We start from the raw sequence: 21,577 nt of genomic DNA, 5'->3' as shown, positions 1-21,577 counted from the left end.
AAATGGGTGTAATCGTATATTTCATTATATAAACCAATACACAGTAAGTCTATAGGAATTATAAGTTTAAGGATTGGAAATTATCGTAAGGGGGAATTGGATTATGACCATACCATTGAAAAGAAGTTATGTGACAGCCTTATCTTTCGTTCTTGCCTCATCCTTCGTCGTATCCGCTTGTGGCAACAAAGATCAAACCGTTTCAGCAAAAGGCCAGACGCCAGAAGTTTCTGAGCTTCGCTATCAAGGTAGCGTCGGTTCCGTTACATATCCCGAATTAGCTGAAGATTTGGGCTACCTCGCCCCCTTGAAGTTAAAGTTTATCGGCAATACCATTAGCGGTCCCCAAGATATTCAAGCAGTCGTAACCGGTGATACGGATTTTGGCGGAGCATTCAATGGTGCCATTGTGAAGCTGATCGCTGCGAAGGCACCAATTAAGCCCGTTATTTCTTACTATGGTGTCGATGATAATACGTGGACTGGATATTACGTGCTAGATGGCAGTCCGATTAAAACAGCAAAGGATCTTATCGGCAAAAAAATTGCGGTAAATACGTTAGGTGCACATCATGAATTCGTCATTAAGGAGTATTTGCACAGAGCCGGACTTACAGCTGAGGAAATTAAGCAAGTCACCTTAGTTGTCGTTCCACCAGTGACATCAGAGCAAACACTGCGTGCTGCACAAATTGATGTAGCCGCACTTGGAGGCACCCTTCGTGATAAAGCGCTGGAACGCGGCGGCATTCAGCCTTTATTCAAAGATAAAGATTTATTTGGCAATTTTAGTGCTGGAAGCTATGTGCTGACTGACAAATTCATCAAGAACAATCCCAATGCCTCTCATAAATTTGTTGAAGCGACAGCCAAAGCCATTGAATGGGCTCGCACAACACCTCAGACCGAAGTCGTGGCTCGTTATGAAAAAATCATCAACGCACGCGATCGCAAAGAAGACGCCTCTACCGTTAAGTTCTGGAAAAGTACGGGCATTGCAGGTAAAGGAGGGCTCATTTCTGACAAAGAATTCGACACCTGGATCCATTGGCTTGTCAACGAAGGTGTGATTAAAGAGGGACAGTTGAGTGTCAAAGGCCTTTATACGAATGAATTTAACCCTTTTGTCAATGAGAAAAAGTAAACATCATCTAAAGAAAACGTGAAGGAGGCAAGTCAATGACAGCTAAAATTAGCATTCAGCATGTGCAGAAATCATTTCGTATTCAGCGAAACTTGGGGCACCTGAAAGAAGATTCACAGCCCATCTCCGCCTTACAGGATATTAACTTGGACGTCAAACAAGGAGAATTCATGGTCATTGTTGGGCCCAGCGGCTGCGGCAAATCAACACTGTTGGATCTCCTCGCAGGGTTAACGAAGCCTAGCAGCGGACAAATTCTACTAGATGGGAAGCCCATCACAGGGCCTAATCTTGATCGTGGGATTGTGTTCCAGCAATATGCCTTATTCCCTTGGAAAACAACACTTGCCAATGTGGAATTTGGCTTGGAGGCTAAGGGCGTACCTCGTAAGGAACGACGTAAAATCGCCTTAGAGTTTATTCAGTTAGTAGGTCTATCTGGCTTCGAAAATAGATACCCCCACGAAATTTCCGGCGGCATGAAGCAGCGCGTTGCGATCGCAAGAAGCTTAGCATATGACCCTGAAGTACTGCTGATGGATGAGCCTTTCGCAGCGCTAGATGCACAAACACGAGAAACCTTGCAAAGCGAGCTCTTGCGCATTTGGGAAGCCACGAAGAAAACGATCATTTTTATTACGCACGGTATCGAAGAAGCGGTTTATTTGGGGCAAAGAGTAGCTGTGATGACCTCTCGTCCTGGGCGAATCAAGACGGTGCTTGATATTCCTTTTGAATCGAGGAGAAGTGAAGAAGATTTGAGATCCAACCCTGATTTCGTCAAGCTGCGGCATGAAGTATGGGATTTACTCAAAGATGAAGTAAGCAGAGCGCAAGAACAAGAGAAAAGTAAGACCTTGGATAGCTTTGAGCCTAGTAAATCAGTGATAAAAGGAGGCGTTATCAATGGCTAGTGTAAATGCAGGTAAAGCCCTGATCTTGGGTAGAAAGGAAAGCTTTGATGCCATCGGTTGGATCGTAACAAAGCTGCGAAAAGCATTTAAAAACAGCATTGTGATTATCGCCTTGCTGCTCTTATGGGAATTTGCCCCGCGCCTCGGGCTCGTCGATGCCACATTCTTCCCTCCGATCTCCGAAATCGCTACGGCCTGGTGGCAACTTCTGCTCTCCGGTGATCTAGCTGAGCATACGACTGCAAGCTTATCGCGCTCTCTCGGTGGATTCTTGTTAGCCATATTGCTGAGTATTCCCCTCGGACTTGCGATAGGCTGGTGGAAACCCGTCTCGGAGTATCTCAACCCTTTGCTTGAGTTGCTTCGGAATACCGCAGCATTGGCTATTCTACCCGTATTCATCCTCTTATTGGGGCTAGGTGAAACCTCTAAGGTAGCCATCGTGCTCTATGCTTGCGCCTTCCCGCTCCTACTGAACACCATCAGCGGTGTGAAAAATGTGGAACCCCTTTTAATTAAATCGGCCCGTTCCATGGGCTTGTCTTCTATTCAACTATTTCGCAAGGTTATCATCCCTGCTGCAATTCCCACGATTTTCGTAGGCATTCGGCAGGCAGGTGCAAGCTCTATACTCGTACTTGTCGCGGCTGAAATGGTCGGAGCCAAATCTGGCCTGGGTTACTTAATTCAATACACACAATTCAGCTTCCAGATTACGAACATGTACGCAGGTATTATTTCGATTTCCGTGATTGGTGTCATTATTAATTTTCTTCTTGTTACGCTTGAGAAAAGATTGACCGGCTGGAAGCAAACTTACAGCGAATAAACGAAAAAGGTGGCGTGAATGACTATGAGTCAATCCAAAAGACAACTACATTTAAATGTTTTTCTCATGAATACTGGACATCACGAAGCTTCATGGAGGCATCAGAATACAGAGCCTGAGAACATAACCGATATTCGATATTTTCAACGGATCGCTCAAATTGCGGAAAAGGCGAAGTTCGACTCTCTCTTTCTCGCAGATGGGTTGGCCGTAAGTCAAAATATTAAGCATGGCGCGTTTGTCGGCCTCGAGCCTTTTACTCTACTTTCGGCGTTAGCCGCTGTTACGGAGCATATTGGACTGATTGGTACCGTCTCCACGACGTATAACGAACCGTTTCATGTTGCTCGTAAATTTGCTTCGCTGGATCATATCAGCAAAGGTCGCGCTGGATGGAATATTGTTACGTCGGGCAGCTCCTTTGAAGCCAGCAATTTCAGCAAAGATACCCATCTAGAGCACAGCAAGCGCTATGAGCGAGCGAAAGAATTCTTAGATGTCACAACGAGCTTGTGGGATAGCTGGGAAGATGAAGCTCTCATCATCGATCGGGAGTCTGGCACCTTCGCGGATCGGAGTAAAGTCCGAGAGATCAATCATGTCGGCGACACGTTCAAAGTTCGCGGTCCCTTGAATATTCCTAGGTCTCCGCAGGGGTATCCTGTGCTCGTTCAAGCCGGTTCTTCTGAGGATGGCAAAGAATTCGCTGCGCAATACGCTGAGGCGATATTTACTGCACAGCAAACCCTCATCGAAGCCCAGCAATTTTACTCCGATGTCAAAGCTCGATTAGTGAAGTATGGCCGCTCTCCTGAGCAGTTGAAAATACTACCTGGCATCTGCCCCATCATCGGTAGGACCGAATCAGAGGCGAAAGAGAAAGAGCAACAATTAAACGAATTAACTGTTCCTGAATATGGTCTCAATCAGCTGTCAAATATGCTAGGCGTCGATTTGCACTCGTACCCTTTGGATGGTCCGTTACCGGAGCTTCCTAGCTTGTCCGACATCAACGGCAATAAAAGCCGCTTTCAGCTTGTCGTTGACCTCGCAGGGCGCGAGAATTTATCCATTCGCGCGCTGCTTCACCGTCTAGCCGGAGGTCGTGGGCATCGCACATTCGCTGGCACCCCTATCCAAATTGCCGATCAACTCGAAGAATGGTTCCTTCATGGGGGCAGTGATGGCTTTAATGTGATGCCGCCGTATTTACCTGCAGGGATCGAAGAATTCGCAGAGTTTGTCATTCCAGAACTGCAGCGCAGAGGCTTGTTCCGAACTGAGTATTCCAGCTCCACACTTCGGGGGCATTTGGGACTCGCAAGACCTGTTAACCAGTATGCGACTGTTGCCGTAGAAGGCGCATAAAACTATAATATTGGAGGCCAAGACGATGAGTACAAATGAGCAAGTTAAGCAAACAGCTGGGGACATTGAGGTATTGCCGATTGCTGGAAGAATTGGCGCAGAAATTAAAGGAGTAAGCCTTCATGCTGAATTGGACACTCACTCGGTTTCAGCGATCCGAGAAGCCTTATTGCAGCATAAAGTGCTTTTCTTTCGTGGACAGCACCAGCTGGATGACGCTGGTCAAGAAGCATTCGCCCGCTTGTTAGGTGCTCCTGTCGCTCATCCTACGGTTCCTATTAAACAAGGGACCGACTATGTGTTAGAGCTAGACTCCAATCATGGGGGAAGAGCTGATTCCTGGCACACAGACGTAACTTTCGTGGATGCTTATCCACAAGCATCTGTCCTCCGTGCCGTCGTTGTGCCGCTCTCTGGCGGAGATACCGTCTGGGCGAATACAGCTGCTGCATATGAGCACCTACCAGCCGAACTTCGCAACCTGGTTGATCAGCTCTGGGCACTACATAGTAATGATTACGACTATGCTGCGCATCGTCCGCAAGTATCAGACTCCGCGAAGCAGCATCATCGGGACGTGTTTGCCTCCACCGTGTATGAAACCGAACATCCTCTCGTTCGTGTGCATCCAGAAACGGGTGAGCGCACTTTGGTGCTTGGGCATTTTGCCAAGAAAATACTTGGCATTTCCTCTGCCGATTCTGCGCAACTAATTGCGCTTCTTCAATCCCATATCACCAAGCTGGAAAATACCGTTCGTTGGCGCTGGTCAGCTGGCGATGTCGTCATTTGGGATAATCGGGCAACGCAGCATTATGCGATTAATGATTATGGCGATCAACATCGCATTGTGCGCCGAGTTACTGTAGATGGGGATATCCCTGTTAGCATTGATGGTCGACAAAGCGTTACACGCAAAAAGCAGCCTAATGCATCTTAGTAAGTGAGAATAACCGCCCCCTCATGATTGAGGTGGCGGTTATTTATATATCTGCTATTGCTTCCTATTCAGGTTCAGTTCCTTCATAATTTTGCGGCCAGTCGGTGTCTGCGCTAAGCCGCCTTTAGCCGTTTCCCGGTGCTTCTCCGGCATGGCTGTGCCCACCTCGTACATAACTTGGACGACCTCATCGGAAGGGATCACCGATCTGACACCTGCCAATGCCATATCGGCTGCCGCCATGGCGTTAACCGCGCCGAAGCCGTTGCGCACGATGCAAGGGATTTCCACCAGTCCGCCTACAGGATCACAGATTAGTCCAAGTGTATTCTTAAGTGCAAGCCCTACCGCATGCATCGCTTGTTCTGGCGTACCGCCGCGCAGTTCAACGAGTGCGCCAGCCGCCATCCCGATCGCAGAGCCAACTTCGGCCTGACATCCGCCTTCCGCACCCGAAACGAAAGAATTGTTGGCGATCACATACCCAATCGCTCCCGCACATAGCAGCCCCTTCACCAGATGATCATCCTCCCAGCCAAAACGCTGCTGTGAACTGATAAAAACACCTGGAATGATCCCGCACGAGCCCGCTGTTGGCGTCGCAATAATTCGTCCCATGGACGCGTTAACCTCCGAAACGGCTAGGGCATACGCCATCGCCTTGCAAGCCTCTTCGCCGAGCGATGCCTCCGTTGTCGTGAGATACGAGGCGACACGCTGCGCATCCTTCCCCGTTAACCCGCTTCGCGAAGTCGTGTCCTCGGTCAGGCCTTTGGTCACAGCCTCTTTCATGATTTGATAGTACGCTCGCATCTTCTCAAACACATACTCGGGCGGTTTTCCTGATTCTTGACTTTGATCAGCCAGCATTACTTCTGCTATCGTCAAGCCTTCCGCTGCGCATACCTCAGCAAGTTGCTTTAATGTCCGGAATCTCATGCGTCGCTCCTTTCTGCAAGGTCCACTTTTCTAACGTCGGTGATCTTGTTCAGTTGCAGCATTTGTTCAACTAAAGTAGCTGGAATGGATGCATCCGTCTCAATGACCGTCATCGCTTCTCGGTTACGCCCTTTCCGATCCAAATCCATAAATCCAATATTGATTAGATTGCTGCCTAACAGCGTCGTAATATCTGCAATCATCCCTGGTCGATCATGATGTGAAATGACCAATGTCGGATAATTCGCTGTGAATTTCACGTCAAATTGATCAACATTAATAATTTCTACATTGCCTCCACCGATCGAGGCCCCTCTCATGCTGACTTTCCGCGATTCTGAGGCAAGTACAATACCCACCGTGTTCGGATGGTCAGCTTTATCTTTACTAATATGAAAAGCTACAGCGACGCCTAACGCTTCCGCTTCATCTGCCGCTTGAGGAATACGTGGATCATCCGTCTCAAAATCCAAAATCCCGCCAACCAGCGCGAGATCCGTGCCATGCCCTCGATACGTATCCGCGAAGGATCCGTATAACGTGATCTCTGCTTTGAGCGGCATCTCGCCTAGCAGTTGCCTGGCTACGCGTCCCAAACGAATCGCACCCGCGGTATGCGAGGAGGAGGGACCGATCATCGAGGGGCCGATGATGGAAAATACATCTTTAAAACGCATCACACAGCGCTCCAATCCTAAGGTGTTACTTACTATCTTCTCCTATTGTATGAAAGGGGACATATAAAAGACAAGTCTTTAAATTGACTATATAAATAATTTTATTTGTTTACTTGGGGCCTTAGTTAAGTCGCCTAATGTAGGACATTGGATCGCCATTATACGGCATTTTTTTGGGGTGCGAGTCGGAGGTTTGCTACGCTAACGGACACCATGGACGTTAATCCTGCCGGAATGGCTTTATTGGGAAGCTAACGGACACCATAGGCGTTATTGTGGCATAAAGTGCTGTTTGATGTCTGGTTTCTGGCGAATAGAGGCTGCTGCGTCCGTTAGAAATGTCAAAACCTCGATTACTCACAAATAACGTCCCCTGTGTCCGTTAGCTGGAGGGGTGCGTGTGGACGGGGGGGACGTGTGGACGGGGGTGGGGGCCCGACTCCCACAATGAGTAGTGAGTAGTAAGAACTGAATGTGTAATACGTCTCCTCTAGTTTTCTAGTTTTCTAGTCCTCTAGTCCACAATTCCTCAAGTCCTCAAGTCCTCTGCCCATGTCAAAAATGCAAAAAAGCACTTTTCGAATGGATTTCCCCACCGATATTGGAAATTGATGCAAATAGGCATCAATTTGGAGTAATTTTAGGAGATTCTGATGAAATACGTTAAATTGGTTGCCTTTTCTCCTAGGCCCCCTAAAGAAACTGGAGTCTTCCTACCCATTTTATTAAAATAGGGATAAGGGAGATGATCCGGTATGGGAAAAAGGTTGAACCAAGAAGAACGTCTTAAAATTGTTAAAGAAGCATTGGCTGGAGTTAAGGTTGGGGTGTTAGCCCGCATGTACGACATTCATCCAGAAACTATCCGGGAGTGGATTAGGGAGCATCGTGATTCCATTCCACAAGAAGAAATACCTAAGGCTGACGAGCATTTACAGGAACTTCAAAGGCTACAAAAAGTTGAAGAACGCTATGAAAAGGCCTGTAAGGTGCTTGGTGAAAAGGAACTAGAAATTGAGATTTTACGTGAGCTGCTAAAAAAGAAGAACCCCGCTTATCTGAAAAATTTGAAGTAGCAGACCTATTTATTAAGCGGGGAAATCCAACTGCAAAGGTTCTGCGCATACTTGGATTGTCAGAATCCACCTACTATGATCGGAAAAAGCGAGCTGCACAATTGGAACCAAAAAGCCCGGAAGTTGCTGTAATGGGGCGTCCAGTGCCTGGCTATTCGCTTACGGAATCGGGGGATACGGTTAGTGACGAACAGATCAAAGAGTGGCTGCTCGAACTCCTTGAAGGCGAAGAACATGTCTACGGCTATAAGCTTCTAGCACAATGTGTTCGCAACCAACGTGGTGTGATACTGAACAAAAAGAAGTCGTATCGCTTGTGTAAAGAGCTAGGAATCCTTCAAAAACAACGCAAAAGGATCCAAACACATCCTCGCAGATTAGCGAAAAACAGATCCATTACGGGGCACAACCAGCTCTGGCAAATGGATATTAAGTATGGTTATGTCATTGGACAGGAACGTTTCTTTTATGTACTCAGTATTATTGATGTGTTCGACCGCGTCGTCGTTGGACAATACAAGGGTCGGGTATGTGAAGCCAAACATGCCGTCCAAACACTGTGGAACGCGTTACAGAACCGGACAACAGCAAATGAAACGTTACCCGTCGTTCGAACGGACAACGGGCCACAATTCATTAGCAAGTTATTTCAAGACACCTGCGAGAGCCTTGATCTAGTCCATGAGCGCATACCGCCACGAACCCCGAACTTGAATGCCTTCATCGAGTCTTTCCATAGCCTGCTAGAACGCGATCTCTTCAGTCAAAGAGATTTCATGACCTTTGATGAAGCGTATAAGGGGCTCGACGACTATATGGACTTTTACAACAATCGTAAGATGCACGGTAGTTTGAAGTTAATGCCACCAAGGAAGTTTTCGGAATGGGTAAAGACGCTCGACGACTCATCAGCATTTCATAATTCCATGTAAACGCTCGAAATAAAGAGTATTTCTAAGAATGAGCAAAGACTGTAGGCTAAGACTCCGGATTAAAGGGGCCTAGCCGTTTTTGCACGCATTTGTCAATTTCGACCATAAATTAGTACGAAAGGTTGTATTTTTGCATTTTTGAGTAAGGGGAGAGGGGAGAATTGGGTAGACGGAGTGATGGGAGAGGAAGTTGAAAGCGTGTAACCCCTGCCCTCCTCCACGCAAGCAGGAGCTCTTCCGGAATGCAACCCGCTCACCTAACCTGACAATATTCGAGTGCGGAGTCGGGTTGGATCGGGTTGGGGTTGGGGTTGGGGTTGGGGTTGGGGTTGGGGTTGGGGTTGGGGTTGGGGTTGGGGTTGGGGTTGGGGTTCGGGTTCGGGTTCGGGTTCGGGTTCGGGTTCGGGTTCGAGGCGAGGTTGGGGGTGGGGTTCAGGTTCAGTATGGTTGCGAGTGCGGAGTCGGGTGTGAACTGAATGAATAAAACAATCAAAAAACCAGCGCCTATACAGGCACTGGTTCATATCTACTAGATGGAGCCGAATGTCATCTTAGGTCAGTGGCACGCCTGCTGCCCAGAGGCCCGCGGAACGAATCCACTTCCCATAAGCCTCCGATTGAAAAGATGGCGAATGATGGCCTGGCATCAGGTAAACAACTCTGCCCAACCCATATGTGCGTGTCCATGCTGCAGGCCATTCTTTGCCTTCGTGCGTGTACGTAAGAAGGAGCTCGATTGGCGCGAACGGGTCGAGTTCGAAGCGGTACGGTTCTTCGTCCATCTCGAACGGCTCGAGTCCGATCGTCAACGGATGATTGCTCTCCGTCTTCGTGAAGGGGAGTGTCGTGTAAGCCGGGTGCCCCGTGAATCGAGCTCCAATTAACTGGCTAAGCTCTGGGCTGCCCTGGATCGAGATGCCGTTATGGATGACGAGCAGTCCACCTCCGCCAGCAACATATTGGAGGAGACCTGCTGTTTCCTCCGCCGCAGGTACTTTGTTCCAAATATCTAAGTAGGAAACGACTAACGGATAGGGCTGGAGGACGTCCACTTTCAGGTGGATAGTCCCTTCTGCCGCTGTCACTTGAAAAGACACCCCAAGATTATCGATAATTAGCTCCTGCACCGCCCGCAACGTATGGTACGGCGCATCGTCGTTATTGCCAAGAAGCAAGGTAGGAATACATGCCATACGAATCCATCTCCTTTTACTTCATGTCACCATAGCTTACCACGGCCATTGTCGGCCTTGGTAGTCGGTAAGTGCCAGCGCCTGATCCGGCCAATCAGGTCCAAGCCGCTGCTCAAGTAGGCCGAGAATGTGCTGAGCGGATTGCTCTGGCGACAGCTTGGCAGTCTCATCAAGCTCGCCCTTCATGTAGGACTGTACATGCCCGGGATGCACAACCAGCACTTTGCCACCTAGCGGAGAAATTTGGTTATGAACGAGCTGCGATTGCATGTTGAGCGCAGACTTGGACATGCAGTAAGCATACCAAGCTGTTCGCTTACTAGCCCCGACGCTGCCTGCTTCAGAAGAGATATTCACAATGATCTTATCGGTGCTTTTTAAAATAAGTTCAATCAGTCCGTTCGTCATACGTAATGCTCCCAATGTGTTTACACGGAACACTTGCTCGATGTCTTCAAAATCCAACTCATCCTGAATCGTGGTGGAAATGTCCCCCAGAATGGCTCCATTATTAATGAGCAGATCAAGCTGCTCCGTTTCAGCAGCCACCGTACACAGTGCTTCCGCTACGCTCTTCGCATCGCTGATGTCCAGATGAATAGGACGCACCCGCTTACCATAGGCTGCCTCCAACTCTTGCAATGCCTGACATTCCTCCGCATACTGCCCTGCCCATACATCATAACCTCGTGCCAACAGTCCTTTGACCAAGGCGAGGCCAAGCCCTCGGTCCGCTCCGGTAACCAGAGCCCATCGATTGTTCTTCATAGGAGCAGCTCCTTGCATTTATTTGTAATCGTAACCGACTTGCCTCACCGCAGAGGACGCCTTACCAAGCGTAAGCCTCGGGAGCTGCTCCGCCTGGCCCTGGGAAAATCCTATCCAGCTCCTTCAGTGTCGCTTCATCCAACTTTATTTCTACCGCTCGGAGCGTGTCTAGCAGCTGCTCCACCGTACGCGGCCCGATAATTGGCGCTGTCACGGTCGGGTTGGCGAGCAGCCAAGCTAACGCCACATGCGCGGGTTTTTCACCTAGATCGCCGCATAAACTCGCAAAATCTTCCAGCTGATTGCGATGCTTAGCTACGAGCGCCTCACTTTGTCTGCTTCTTCGCGTACCTTTGTCAGCTGAAAGCGCATTGCCGCCAAGCAGTCCACCCGCTAGCGGGCTCCACACGACGACACCCAATCCCAAATCCTGAGCGGCTGGCAACACTTCCAGCTCTGGGAGGCGGTTCAGCAAATGATATTTATGCTGCTCGCTCACAAGCCCCAGGAAATGGCGCTCTTTGGCTGCTGCCTGCGCCTTCATCAAGTGCCAGCCCGCAAAATTGCTGGAGCCGATATAATCGATTTTGCCCTGATTGACGAGTCCCTCAAAAGCACCCCAAATCTCCTCCCACGGCGTACGGCGGTCAATGTGATGCATTTGGTAAAGCTCCACATGATCCGTTTGCAGACGGCGAAGCGAATCTTCGAAATGGCGGCGGATTTTGTATAAGGATAAGCCACTCTCATCGTTGGGTCCGTATAGTGGCTTATGAAGTTTTTCATATACTTTGGTCGCCAATACAACTCGTTCCCGGCGGTTACCGCCTTGCGCGAACCAGTTGCCGATAATCGTCTCCGTGGCGCCAGAGTTTGCTCCCCAACCGTAAATATCAGCGGTATCAAAGAACTGAATGCCCGCATCCAATGCAGCATCCATTATGCGGAACGCTTCGGCCTGCTCCGTATCGACACCAAAATTCATCGTACCCAAACAAAGCTTACTTACACGCAGTCCAGACCTGCCTAAATAATTGTATTCCATATGCATGACCTCCTCTTATGGTCAATTTAAACTTGCATAGCCAATAAGGACAGGGTGATGGCTATCTGCGTTGAAAAGCCCGTCCTCCAGCTGTTGGAAACCTTGCAATGTCTCAACCAAGCCTTCATGCTCGCTGCTCTCTGCTGACGGTAGTTCACCAATCCTGTATAGCAAAATGACGGCATCTGCGTTGGTTTGCCTCACTTTGTAATGAATTCATATGAATTGAGTCCATTCTAGTCCATATCGGAAGTCACTGCTATAATATAATGGAAGCACTATATAGCATAAAGACATATTTTCTCTCAATATGTATAGGGAGCAGCTGCCGATGGCCAACCATAAAATTGCACAGTACTCGATTGAAGCCCAACAAGATATCCAATTCTACTACACGGGCACGGAACAATGCGTCGGGGGTCAGTCTTGGGGTCCTGCGATTAAGCAAAGCTATAAAATTTTCTATATTCACAGCGGCAAGGGTATTTATCGTGTCGGTGATGAAACGTATCACTTATCTCAGGGACATGTTTTTCTGATATCTCCCTATGTCGTTTCTTTTTTTCAAGCGGACGAGAAGGAGCCATGGGACTTTTCCTGGGTCGCATTCGGCGGCGCCATCGTCCAAGATTATTTGCGGCAAGCTGGCTTCACACCAGACAATCCCGTCATTACATGCAATCGGGAGTTGGAAATCAGGCAGTGCTTCAACAAACTGTTTGATGCGAACCAGCAGGTTTACAGCAAACCGTTACAGTTGACTTCGGCGCTGTATGCCTTTCTAGCCTTGTTGCTGGAGTCCTCCCAACATGAGCCCCCCTCCTCACAGCAGAATACCATGAAAGACTTATACGTGGCGCAGGCGATCTCTTTTATGAAAAACAACTATGCCCGAACGATTACGATCGAGGAAATGGCGCAAACTCTGGGACTCAGTCGTAAATACATCACGAGCCTTTTCAAAGCAGCCATCGGGACACCGCCTCAGCACTACTTAGGCAAGATCCGGCTGAGTAAAGCATGTGAGCTGCTGACGAGTACGTCACTTTCGATAAAGGAGATCGCATACTCTGTGGGGTATACGGATCAGCTGCATCTTAGTCGGATGTTCAAGAAGTTGTATGGCATCTCACCCAGCCAGTATCGGGATGGCATTACAACTGCCAACCAGCCATCAATGAAAAAATAACCACATCAGCCCAAAGGCTAACGTGTTCATCTCTACAAATATCAATATCAGAACACTTCAACCTCAGCAAAAGCCATCCGGTACCGATTCGCATCACTCGGATTTGGGCGTAGATTCGTCCCTTCGATTTTCACATATCTTGCAGATACCGCAGAAAACGCAAAACTCTGAACAGCATTCCCCGGCTGCGCATAGCCCGTTCTCGTCACAGCCGTCGACCAATTCACGCCATCTGTAGACGTTTGGATCGTAAAATTAATCGGGAAATTCTGACCGATATTTCCCGCATCATTGCGCGGATATAGATCAACCTTCGTCACGCTGCGATTAGCCCCCATATCCAGAGTCATGGATTCGGTGTGATTCGCAGTTAAGCTATTGTTGCTGGTCCATCCCATCGAACCCGTTACGGAATTGCGCCCGCCGTCATTCACTTTGTTCGTGGAGTAATTGCTGTTTTCTAATGAGCTGCTTGCTGACACGATCGCCCCAGTTGCGTAATTCGCCGCATAGATTTCCACCTCAGGAAAAGCCATCCGATACCGATTCGCATCGCTTGGGTTCGGTCGTAGATTCGTCCCCTCGATTTTCACATATCTTGCAGATACCGCAGAAAATGCAAAACTCTGAACAGCATTCCCCGGCTGCGCATAGCCTGTATCTGTAACCACCGTCGACCAATTCACATTATCGGTAGATGTCTTAATCGTGAAATCGATCGGAAAGTTCTGACCGATATTGCCTGCGTCATTTCGTGGATACAGATCGACCTTCGAAATCGTCTTACTAGCCCCCAAATCGAGCGTCACTGACTCTGTATGATTCGTTGTTAAGCTGTTGTTACTGCTCCATCCCATAGAACCTGTTATGGTATTGCGCTGCCCATCATTGATTTTCACAGTGGAGAAATTCGTATTCTCAACTGAGCTGGTGGCCGAAACACTGGCTCCTATTGCTAAGTTGCCTACCGTTCCGTTCACTTCAAACTCCCAAAGGGAATAGCCGTATGAGGAGCCTCGCAAGGTGCCATTCATTTTCACATAACGAGCCACAGTAGGCGTAAAGCTTATATCATCGACACCGCCATCTCCAGTCGTCGTGCTAAATATATTTGTCCAGTTGACTGCATCATTTGATACTTGAATTTGATAACTTTTGCCATATGCAGCTTCCCAGTAAAGCTTTACGGCATCCACATACACCGGGGATCCTAGATCCACATAGATCCACTCGGCATCTGTATAGCTCGAACCCCATCTCGTACCAAAGTTTCCATCAAAAGAAAGACTCGGCGCAGCAGCAGAAGATGAGGCTGTAGCTGGTTTATTCAGCGCTAAATTTGGTCGTTGCACAGGTTCTGCAATTTGCGTTGGCAGGATAGTCACAGGTGTATGATAAGCTCGATTGAGGATGTTCATTTGCGCTAAATTTTGCGCAGGTGTCGCACTGCCCGGCATAACAATGTTATTAAATGTAATATTGCTGATGTTTTTCGTGCTGCTGTAGCCTTTCAATGTCCCTAAAGTCGTTCCTGCATCGCGGACTAGAATATTTTTGACATTCAACGTATTAATCGTACCGCCACCGAAGCCATCGGCATTTCGAATGATAAAGTAGGCCCATGTACGCGTGCTATCGTTGGTATTGGTCACTCGCTCAATATCGATATTATCAAAGGTAACATTCGTCAGTGTTCCAACCCCATATTTATGGTCTACTCCGATACCGACAGATGAGTCGTAAACTACACTGTTTTTGAAAGTAACGTCACTTTGATTTTGTCTCATACCTTGACCTACTTTAAATCCAAAGCAAACCGTCCAGGAAATAAGGTCATCGAACACGACATTACTGACAGGCTCAGGGCTCCCAGGCCAGCTTAAACTAATATCCACAGTTTGATCCCACGATTTCGTTGTGTAAGGATCATCCAGGCCAATACCGATCCCATGCTGAACGAGCACATTTTGGGATTCATTCACATCAATACCGTCATTCTCTCCCATATCAAAACGGTTAAAGATCTTCATATTTTTGAACGTAAGGTCATTCGATCTTGCTGGCGTTACAGCCCACGACCCGGAGTCGCGGATCAACGGTCCATCGAAAGTGAAGTTCGTAGTCCCGATCGGCACAATAATATTACTGGCAAAATTGTTCGTCGTTGTCGCGTACTTGCCATTGCCGTCGATGGTACCTCGACCGTATATCTTCACATTGTCTGCGCCGATCGGTGTGTATAACCACCAAGTGACGTCTCGATTCTGTGAATCCTTGTGCCAATTCACGGTATAATCACTCGCTACCCCAGTAAAACGAAGCACAGCTCCGCCTTCTAAATATAAAGCAACGTCGCTTTTCAGCTGCAGATTACCAGCCTTGTAGATCCCCGCAGGCACATAGACTATTCCTTGCCCACCTGTGTAGTTGGCCGCATCATTAATGGCATTCTGAATGGCGGTCGTCGCCATGCCAGCACCCGTGCTATCCGCGTTATAAGGTGAGGATTTCACATTATAAATCCCCGTCCCTGAGGAGGCGGGTTTGTTCGTCTCCGCCGGGTCAGCAGCGATGACCAAAGCGCGTTGCCCGTTGATTTTGACAATCAGATATTCGTCACCACTGACCGTAAACGTCAGCTTATTGCCGCTCGTTGTTCCCGTCAAATTGAGCTTCTTCGGGGAGATGGAGTAGGACGTAATGCTCGCTTGCCCAATGGCCGTAATCTCAATCGTTGCTGCTCCCGACATGGAGAAATGGGCATAATCGTAATCACCTGTGTAACTAACTACGGGAATCGTTGTAGCATCTACCTTGAGGCCATACACCGTGGATGCGGTGTAGATCGAAGGCAATGCGTAGGACGAGATGGTCGCCGCATGGACCTGAACAGGCAAAGCACCTAAACTCCCAAGGATAAAAATAAATGAAAACAAACTAATCAACCAAACCTTCATTTTTTGCAAAATAAATTCCCTCCTTCAGGTTGTTCTCGACATAGCGAGATAATAAAGCGCTTACATTTCTTATCTTATAAAAACTGCCCTCATTCCCACAATGCGGGAACTTCCATATCAAGGGCAGCTTTCTTGCGAACTTAGAGGTATTCAGGCACACTCATTTCCAGTGCAGTAACTGAACGTCGCCTGACATGCCCCATTTGACGAAATGAGCGCAGCTCACTCGCGTTTGTTCAGGAGCATCGGGACGATCTGCAAAATTTTTAATCCCTTTGTACTGGTCTGGACTCGTTAAATAACGATCTCCGTCCAGATGGTGATGGGGTCCGTACATGTTGAAGGTACTTGGATATAACAGCACCTCAAGCTCATAGGCTCCTCCCTGAAGGGATTGAGGAAGCGGTACGGACCAATGAGGTCCCCAACACCAACCAAGCTCTTGCCCACCCAATTTGACAATTGCAGCATCTGCCCATAGATCAGTCAACTGAATGGCACCGCGTTCCGAGGCATCCAGAAATAACGTTTTCCTCACTGCTATCGGTGAACTTGCATACGGAAATCCGGATTCAATCAAGTTAGCACTGTCGATCACATCTGAGATCGGCGACAGCTCGAGAGGCCCCTCCAACATCCATTGATGCTCGTCCTTCTCGATCAAAGCTGCTTTGCTCTTAACGGCGAAATTACCGCGCAGGAACGCGATTGGGAAAGCTTCTCCCTCTGGCAAACGCGTTACCTCGAGCAACAGCATCGATTTGCCGGCGATTTGAGCAACAGAGATGTCACCTTCGTACCCACTAGTCGTCGGTAACAGCTCTATAGGCTGGCCATTCACCCAAACCTCACTCACAGCATCGAGAAGTAAGAGTGTCATTCCCCCGAAGGACTCGGATTCCTCTAGGTTTAATTCAACTAGCAGCTTACCAGACTCTTGCTGCTGCAGTTCCACAAGGATTTGATTCCACTTCGGTGATTCTGCCACCCATGGTGTCTGTTTCAAATCTGAAGTCACAGCTGCAGAGACTGCGGCTAAAGCCTTTATCGGCAATACATCCCGCCAATCCTCCGAATGACATACGGTAACTCCTGCAGAACGAAGACGTTCTTCGATCGCAGGATCCTTCCATCGGCAGCCGTCAGCAATCAGCACATGCGTATAGTCCCGCATCCCAATCCGAAGTGCACCATCCATAAAGAGACCAGACTCCTCAATGAACCGCTCCTCGCTTAACTCATAATGAAGTCCTGCCGCGTGGCATGCCTCAACGAGCGCCAGCATTTTGGCATTGAGAATCCCTGCCGTGCTTGCAGGAATGTTCGAGCCATCGTGCTCGTTCATTTGCATCGCATCAGTTGTATCGAAATGCGCCATGATACCGCGGGTTGGCGTCACGATCAGCACCTCCGGATTCGCTCGCAAATCCGGGAGCTGAGCGGCCTGCTCCTTGATCGAGGCAAGCAAAGCAGGGAATGCGTCCTTCCATGTCATATGGCTCGGCATCGAAGGCGGCCAGTCCTGTACAGCTTGTGTTGTAAGTTTCAGCTGGTTCAAGTGGAGCACGAAATGTTCCACACCGTGACCTGCCAGCCACATGACATAATTGGTGAAGGATTCCGGCGACACACCCCAGCCACTGCCTCCCATCGCTTCAACCAGCGCCCCATCTCTGCCTTGCTGCATCGCGATCGAGTGAGCAATTCGGGGGTAAAAGTTATTGCCGGGGAAGCGTTCTAAAGCGTCAATGGCCGGCGTTTCTACGTATTTTAAAACCTGAAAACAAGACCCGCTATACGAAAGCTGAAAAAATGGACTTTCCTCCGCTTTCAAATGTGCGGTGAATTTCTTGCCGTGCTTTTCGCACCAATCAGCGATCGGTTTGTAGAAGCTCGCAATGATCGCATCCGTCAACATTTCCCAATATCGTACTCGGAAGGATTCATAGCCCTTGCCTGTTGTAAACAGTAGGGGAAGATTGGGAAGCAAGGCTTCATGGTGTTTACCCTCATACAGTTCTACAAATCCTTCATCCCAAGGTATCGCACCTGTTTTCACAGTTATACCATGTCCATCTAAGAAGGCGACTTCATCCGAGAAGAAACCTGTCACATAATCAAAGGCTTCTGGAAGCAAACCCTTGCGGTAGCCCTCATGAATAATCGCAATAAACGTTTGCGTAGCTGCTGCATTCAACGAAGAAACAGCCGCTTTCTCCCCGAAAACGAGCCGTCCTCCCTCCTCGTCGGAGATCCAGTTGACGTACTTGCATGTAGAGTCTGGCAGCCTTTTGATAACCTCACCACTTGCTGTTCCTGAAGGCCAACCGTTCTCATCATAGATCCAGAAGATCATCCCTGTAGATTTGGCGTACAGGATCAGGTTCGATAGGATATGGAGATATTCTTCGCTCATGTAAACAGGTTCATTGGGATAAAACCGGGGATGAAAAATGACACCCTCAAGTCCCGCTAACCGAAGTTCGTCAAGCCCCACTTTCAACTGTTCCAGATTCAACGCATCGTTAATCGACCATAAACTGAGGAATGACAATCGATTTCTCATCTTAACTCACCTTTCCCTAGCGTAACTTATTAAGCTCCGCCTTCTCACTGGCTAAACTCACAACATACGTATGCTGATCACCTTGCTTGTTCCACACTACTTGAAGCGTGTTCGAAGATAGCATGGTCACTTCAAGCTTACCTTGACGTGCTTCTTGCTGTTTCGCATCAACGTGGAGCGTCTGAACATAGATCACGCTCTGCTCTACAGATGCAACGGCTAGCAAAGACGTCCGCTGCCCGCTCGGCGGATTATCTGGTGTCAAAGCGCTGTATAGGTCCGCTTGCTGTGAGCACCATATGTGCTGCTCCAAAGTTCCTTTGCGCATCTCATACGCGAATGCTGGCGCACCCTGCACGAGCCTCTTCTTATCTTTGAGCCATTGCTGGTCCAGTCGGCTCAGCTTATCATCCGTAGACGACCAAACAACCGCCTCATCATCATTTACAAGCGCACCACTTATGTGATTGTTAAAATGAACCTCGCGTGTTGCTGGAACGATTACCTGTACAATGTCCAACAAATGGTTTTCGACGAGTACAATTAATCTTCGAATTCTAACGCCTTGGTAGGCGTCTACATCCCATGGATGAAGTTCAGCAGGCAAAATAATGCGATCCTTCATCACATAGTCCTCTGAGAGCCAATCCACTGCCGTTTCCAGCCATACGCCCCAAGGTTCTTCGTGCATTTGAATCAATCGCCCATCCCGTGGCGGCTGGTCTGCCCCGTCAATACTTACGGTATTATGCGAATACGTATGCTTAAACCACCCGTAATGAACTGGAATCCCATATGCCGTGGTGCCTGGATCGACGAGTAACGGAATATCGCCGTGCATAATAGACAATCCAAGTCGGTCCATATGATCATGCTCGCCGCCGAACCGGCTGTGCTTCACGATCACATGCCAGCCGTCTTGATTAACTATTTTGGTCAACCCGCTCTCTGGCAAGGAACGTGTCCGCCGTACTTCCTCCCCAAGGGAGTCCGTAGCCTCCGCAGGCTGACCTGCCAAATCTCCGCCGAACATCAACGCATAGACCGAATCTCTCTTGGATAAGTTCACGCCTTGCATACTCGGACCAGTCTCATCCATGCCATAGGCCGCCTGCAACAGCGAACGATATTTGGCTTCCCCATAAATATCGTAAGCAATTTCATAATACGGTGCATACGTGCCGATATGATGGCCAAGCCCTGCATCATTGAGCGTCGGCATCACGCCATTTGGCAAAACCAAGTGCAAAGGAAAATCGAACATCGCTTTTAGCTCGTTCATTTGCCAAACGTCCCTCTCTGTTCCTTCGGCAATCAACGCGTAGTGCAGCAAGGATTGAAACGCATAGAAGTGATACTGTACATTCCCCTCATACCATTGGCCATCTTCAAATATCCCGCGCACGAGCTGATCGCGCAAGCCATATTCTCCTTCTAGGCCAGCACCCAAAATCTCGTTATCATCAAGTAAAAGTCCCAACGCCGCAATCGCAGACGTAATTAGCACCGAATGATTATGAATCTGTTCTTCCTTATGGGCAATGAGGAAACGTGCACATGGCTCAAGCAAACCACGGCGTATATGTGTGATTTCCTCTCGTGTCAGATGCTCCTTAATCATGTCAAAGCCAAGGGCTAAATCCGTGATCCAATGGGCTTCATCTAAGGTTTGGGCAAATAATTTCCCAGGCCCATTATACGGAATATTCCCATGGATAGCATACGTTTCATAGTGGTCGGCATACGCCATCAGATAGGATTTAACGAATTGTAATCGCTCAGCGTCCGGTTCAATCGCATATAACAGAGCGATGTGATAGACAGCGCGACCGATCTGACTATGTGCCAATGACGTCCAACCCCCATCGAGCAGTGCATGTTGCCGCTCTTTCCCACAGGTAGGACAGCGATGAAGATGAGGCTTAAGCCACTCGAAAGTGAGCCTAGCCCCATCTTCATCACAATAATAATAATGCATCCATTCACCTTGCTCATGGGAGCGAATGGCGAAGGTGATCTTCGCCGCTTCTTCCGCATCCCGTCGTAACAGCGCCATTGCTGATTGAAATTCTGTGTTGACCGCGTTTCCACGCAGTCTCTCCAAACGCTTAATGTCCATGGTCAGAAGTCCTCCTAGCCTTTCAATGAACCCGCCGTCATTTGCATGAATGAACGATTCGCAATCATATAAACCAGCAATAACGGAAGAATCGATAAGCACGCTCCCGCCAGCATATAGTGCGTTTGAACGGCTGCTGAGGAGCCATAACGCAGGTAGGATAGCCCGACTGTTAATGTTTGAAGCTTCGGATTTGTCATCGTAAATACGAGCGGCCGCAGGTACTCATTCCAGGCCCCACAAAAGGTAAACAAGGCGCCAACTCCGAGTCCTGGTCGCATTAGAGGCAGAATAATTCGCCAGAAAATGCCTCCGTTGGAGCAGCCATCAATGCGCGCGGCCTCGTCCAGCTCCCGGGAAATACCCTGCAGAAAGCTTAGTAGAATAAAGAAGATGTACGCGTGCCCGCTGATCAGAATGAGGACAACGCCCCATAAACTCGTATTCAGGTGCAGCTTAACCATCAGCTCGAACTGCGGTCTAATCACGACTGCGCCGATAGAGATAAACATCGTAGATGCTTGAATCGCCACATAAATGGCTTTCCCTGGGAACTTGATGCGGTCAACCACATAAGCTGCCATGGAAGCTACGATCAGTACGCCGATCGTCGTTGCGCCACTCAGAAACAAGCTATTCCAAGTAAATCTCGCGAAGTTGGCCTGTACCCAGGCTTCCTTATAATTTTCAAAATGCCAGGAAGACGGGAATATCTTGCCCCCCTTGGTAATCTCCAAATTAGACATAAAGGAGCCTAAAAAAGTCACAACCACTGGGAACACGATGAGTAGTGCGGTTATCAGTAAAAACACCCAGAGCAGTGCTTTTCCACCCAATCTCCCCACTGAAAACGACTGCGTTTTTTTCTTCATATGAACAGCAGGTATCGCTTCTGTCACTTCCATGATTCTGAGGTCTCCT

The 21,577-nt window shown here is 48.6% G+C and carries 20 protein-coding genes; 9 read left to right on the top strand and 11 right to left on the bottom strand.

What is annotated here, in order from left to right:
* Positions 1 to 103: 103 nt before the first annotated feature.
* The 5 genes from ACSQ8O_RS08700 to ACSQ8O_RS08680 are packed head-to-tail and all read left to right on the top strand — an operon-like array spanning position 104 to position 5,195.
* On the top strand, positions 104 to 1,144 hold the full coding sequence (locus ACSQ8O_RS08700) for an ABC transporter substrate-binding protein (protein WP_436241242.1): 1,041 nt from the start codon (positions 104 to 106) through the stop codon (positions 1,142 to 1,144).
* Positions 1,145 to 1,179: 35 nt separating this feature from the next.
* Positions 1,180 to 2,058: an ABC transporter ATP-binding protein gene (locus ACSQ8O_RS08695; RefSeq protein WP_056609282.1), complete on the top strand. Its 879-nt coding sequence runs from the start codon at positions 1,180 to 1,182 to the stop codon at positions 2,056 to 2,058.
* Positions 2,051 to 2,887 (top strand): ABC transporter permease, encoded by an 837-nt coding sequence (locus tag ACSQ8O_RS08690; RefSeq protein WP_056609281.1) that lies wholly within the window; start codon positions 2,051 to 2,053, stop codon positions 2,885 to 2,887. The genes ACSQ8O_RS08695 and ACSQ8O_RS08690 overlap by 8 nt, the downstream gene beginning before the upstream one ends.
* Positions 2,888 to 2,911: 24 nt before the next feature.
* Complete coding sequence (locus tag ACSQ8O_RS08685) at positions 2,912 to 4,255, top strand: LLM class flavin-dependent oxidoreductase (RefSeq protein WP_436241241.1); 1,344 nt, start codon at positions 2,912 to 2,914, stop codon at positions 4,253 to 4,255.
* 25 nt (positions 4,256 to 4,280) lie between these two features.
* Entirely contained in the window at positions 4,281 to 5,195 is a 915-nt protein-coding gene (locus tag ACSQ8O_RS08680) for a TauD/TfdA dioxygenase family protein (RefSeq protein ID WP_436241240.1), read from the top strand.
* Positions 5,196 to 5,249: 54 nt separating this feature from the next.
* On the opposite strand, the gene sdaAA is transcribed toward ACSQ8O_RS08680, so the two are convergent.
* From sdaAA to ACSQ8O_RS08665, 3 genes are all read right to left on the bottom strand, one after another.
* The gene (gene sdaAA / locus ACSQ8O_RS08675; RefSeq protein WP_436241239.1) at positions 5,250 to 6,134 is read right to left on the bottom strand and encodes an L-serine ammonia-lyase, iron-sulfur-dependent, subunit alpha; all 885 of its coding nucleotides are present in this window, start codon (positions 6,132 to 6,134) and stop codon (positions 5,250 to 5,252) included.
* Positions 6,131 to 6,811 (bottom strand): L-serine ammonia-lyase, iron-sulfur-dependent subunit beta, encoded by a 681-nt coding sequence (sdaAB, locus tag ACSQ8O_RS08670; RefSeq protein ID WP_436241238.1) that lies wholly within the window; start codon positions 6,809 to 6,811, stop codon positions 6,131 to 6,133. Before sdaAB ends, sdaAA begins: the two co-directional genes overlap by 4 nt.
* Before the next feature lie 220 nt (positions 6,812 to 7,031).
* Positions 7,032 to 7,172 (bottom strand): hypothetical protein, encoded by a 141-nt coding sequence (locus tag ACSQ8O_RS08665; RefSeq protein WP_436241237.1) that lies wholly within the window; start codon positions 7,170 to 7,172, stop codon positions 7,032 to 7,034.
* A gap of 394 nt (positions 7,173 to 7,566) precedes the next feature.
* Between ACSQ8O_RS08665 and ACSQ8O_RS08660 the strand changes: the two genes are divergently transcribed.
* The 3 genes from ACSQ8O_RS08660 to ACSQ8O_RS08650 all read left to right on the top strand — a co-directional run bounded on the left by ACSQ8O_RS08660 (position 7,567) and on the right by ACSQ8O_RS08650 (position 9,290).
* The gene (locus ACSQ8O_RS08660; RefSeq protein WP_436240722.1) at positions 7,567 to 7,887 is read left to right on the top strand and encodes a transposase; all 321 of its coding nucleotides are present in this window, start codon (positions 7,567 to 7,569) and stop codon (positions 7,885 to 7,887) included.
* An 11-nt stretch (positions 7,888 to 7,898) separates the two neighbouring features.
* A complete protein-coding gene (locus ACSQ8O_RS08655; protein ID WP_436241947.1) occupies positions 7,899 to 8,819 on the top strand; it encodes an IS3 family transposase in 921 nt (306 codons plus the stop codon).
* Positions 8,820 to 9,095: 276 nt separating this feature from the next.
* On the top strand, positions 9,096 to 9,290 hold the full coding sequence (locus ACSQ8O_RS08650; protein WP_436241236.1) for a hypothetical protein: 195 nt from the start codon (positions 9,096 to 9,098) through the stop codon (positions 9,288 to 9,290).
* Between the two features lie 80 nt (positions 9,291 to 9,370).
* Here ACSQ8O_RS08650 and ACSQ8O_RS08645 read toward each other — a convergent pair whose 3' ends face one another.
* The 4 genes from ACSQ8O_RS08645 to ACSQ8O_RS08630 all read right to left on the bottom strand — a co-directional run bounded on the left by ACSQ8O_RS08645 (position 9,371) and on the right by ACSQ8O_RS08630 (position 12,029).
* On the bottom strand, positions 9,371 to 10,012 hold the full coding sequence (locus tag ACSQ8O_RS08645; protein WP_436241235.1) for a ThuA domain-containing protein: 642 nt from the start codon (positions 10,010 to 10,012) through the stop codon (positions 9,371 to 9,373).
* 36 nt (positions 10,013 to 10,048) lie between these two features.
* A complete protein-coding gene (locus ACSQ8O_RS08640) occupies positions 10,049 to 10,780 on the bottom strand; it encodes an SDR family NAD(P)-dependent oxidoreductase (protein WP_436241234.1) in 732 nt (243 codons plus the stop codon).
* Positions 10,781 to 10,841: 61 nt separating this feature from the next.
* The gene (locus tag ACSQ8O_RS08635) at positions 10,842 to 11,825 is read right to left on the bottom strand and encodes an aldo/keto reductase (RefSeq protein ID WP_436241233.1); all 984 of its coding nucleotides are present in this window, start codon (positions 11,823 to 11,825) and stop codon (positions 10,842 to 10,844) included.
* Positions 11,826 to 11,846: 21 nt separating this feature from the next.
* Positions 11,847 to 12,029 carry a hypothetical protein gene (locus tag ACSQ8O_RS08630; protein ID WP_436241232.1) on the bottom strand — a complete coding sequence of 61 codons (183 nt, stop codon included), beginning with the start codon at positions 12,027 to 12,029 and terminating at the stop codon, positions 11,847 to 11,849.
* Between the two features lie 127 nt (positions 12,030 to 12,156).
* Here ACSQ8O_RS08630 and ACSQ8O_RS08625 point away from each other — a divergent pair, with 127 nt between their 5' ends.
* Positions 12,157 to 13,014 (top strand): helix-turn-helix domain-containing protein, encoded by an 858-nt coding sequence (locus tag ACSQ8O_RS08625; protein ID WP_436241231.1) that lies wholly within the window; start codon positions 12,157 to 12,159, stop codon positions 13,012 to 13,014.
* A gap of 47 nt (positions 13,015 to 13,061) precedes the next feature.
* Here the strand turns inward: ACSQ8O_RS08625 and ACSQ8O_RS08620 are convergent, their stop codons facing one another.
* From ACSQ8O_RS08620 to ACSQ8O_RS08605, 4 genes are all read right to left on the bottom strand, one after another.
* The gene (locus ACSQ8O_RS08620; protein ID WP_436241979.1) at positions 13,062 to 15,971 is read right to left on the bottom strand and encodes a discoidin domain-containing protein; all 2,910 of its coding nucleotides are present in this window, start codon (positions 15,969 to 15,971) and stop codon (positions 13,062 to 13,064) included.
* A 160-nt stretch (positions 15,972 to 16,131) separates the two neighbouring features.
* Positions 16,132 to 18,537 (bottom strand): hypothetical protein, encoded by a 2,406-nt coding sequence (locus ACSQ8O_RS08615; protein WP_436241230.1) that lies wholly within the window; start codon positions 18,535 to 18,537, stop codon positions 16,132 to 16,134.
* 16 nt (positions 18,538 to 18,553) lie between these two features.
* Entirely contained in the window at positions 18,554 to 20,656 is a 2,103-nt protein-coding gene (locus ACSQ8O_RS08610) for a heparinase II/III domain-containing protein (RefSeq protein WP_436241229.1), read from the bottom strand.
* Between the two features lie 14 nt (positions 20,657 to 20,670).
* Positions 20,671 to 21,528: a carbohydrate ABC transporter permease gene (locus ACSQ8O_RS08605; RefSeq protein WP_436241978.1), complete on the bottom strand. Its 858-nt coding sequence runs from the start codon at positions 21,526 to 21,528 to the stop codon at positions 20,671 to 20,673.
* Positions 21,529 to 21,577 lie beyond the last annotated feature (49 nt).

It is taken from the genome of Paenibacillus sp. LjRoot56, from assembly GCF_964253335.1.
Classification (GTDB): Bacteria; Bacillota; Bacilli; order Paenibacillales; family NBRC-103111; genus Paenibacillus_E; species Paenibacillus_E allorhizoplanae.
This window is presented reverse-complemented; position numbering and strand designations above follow the sequence as displayed.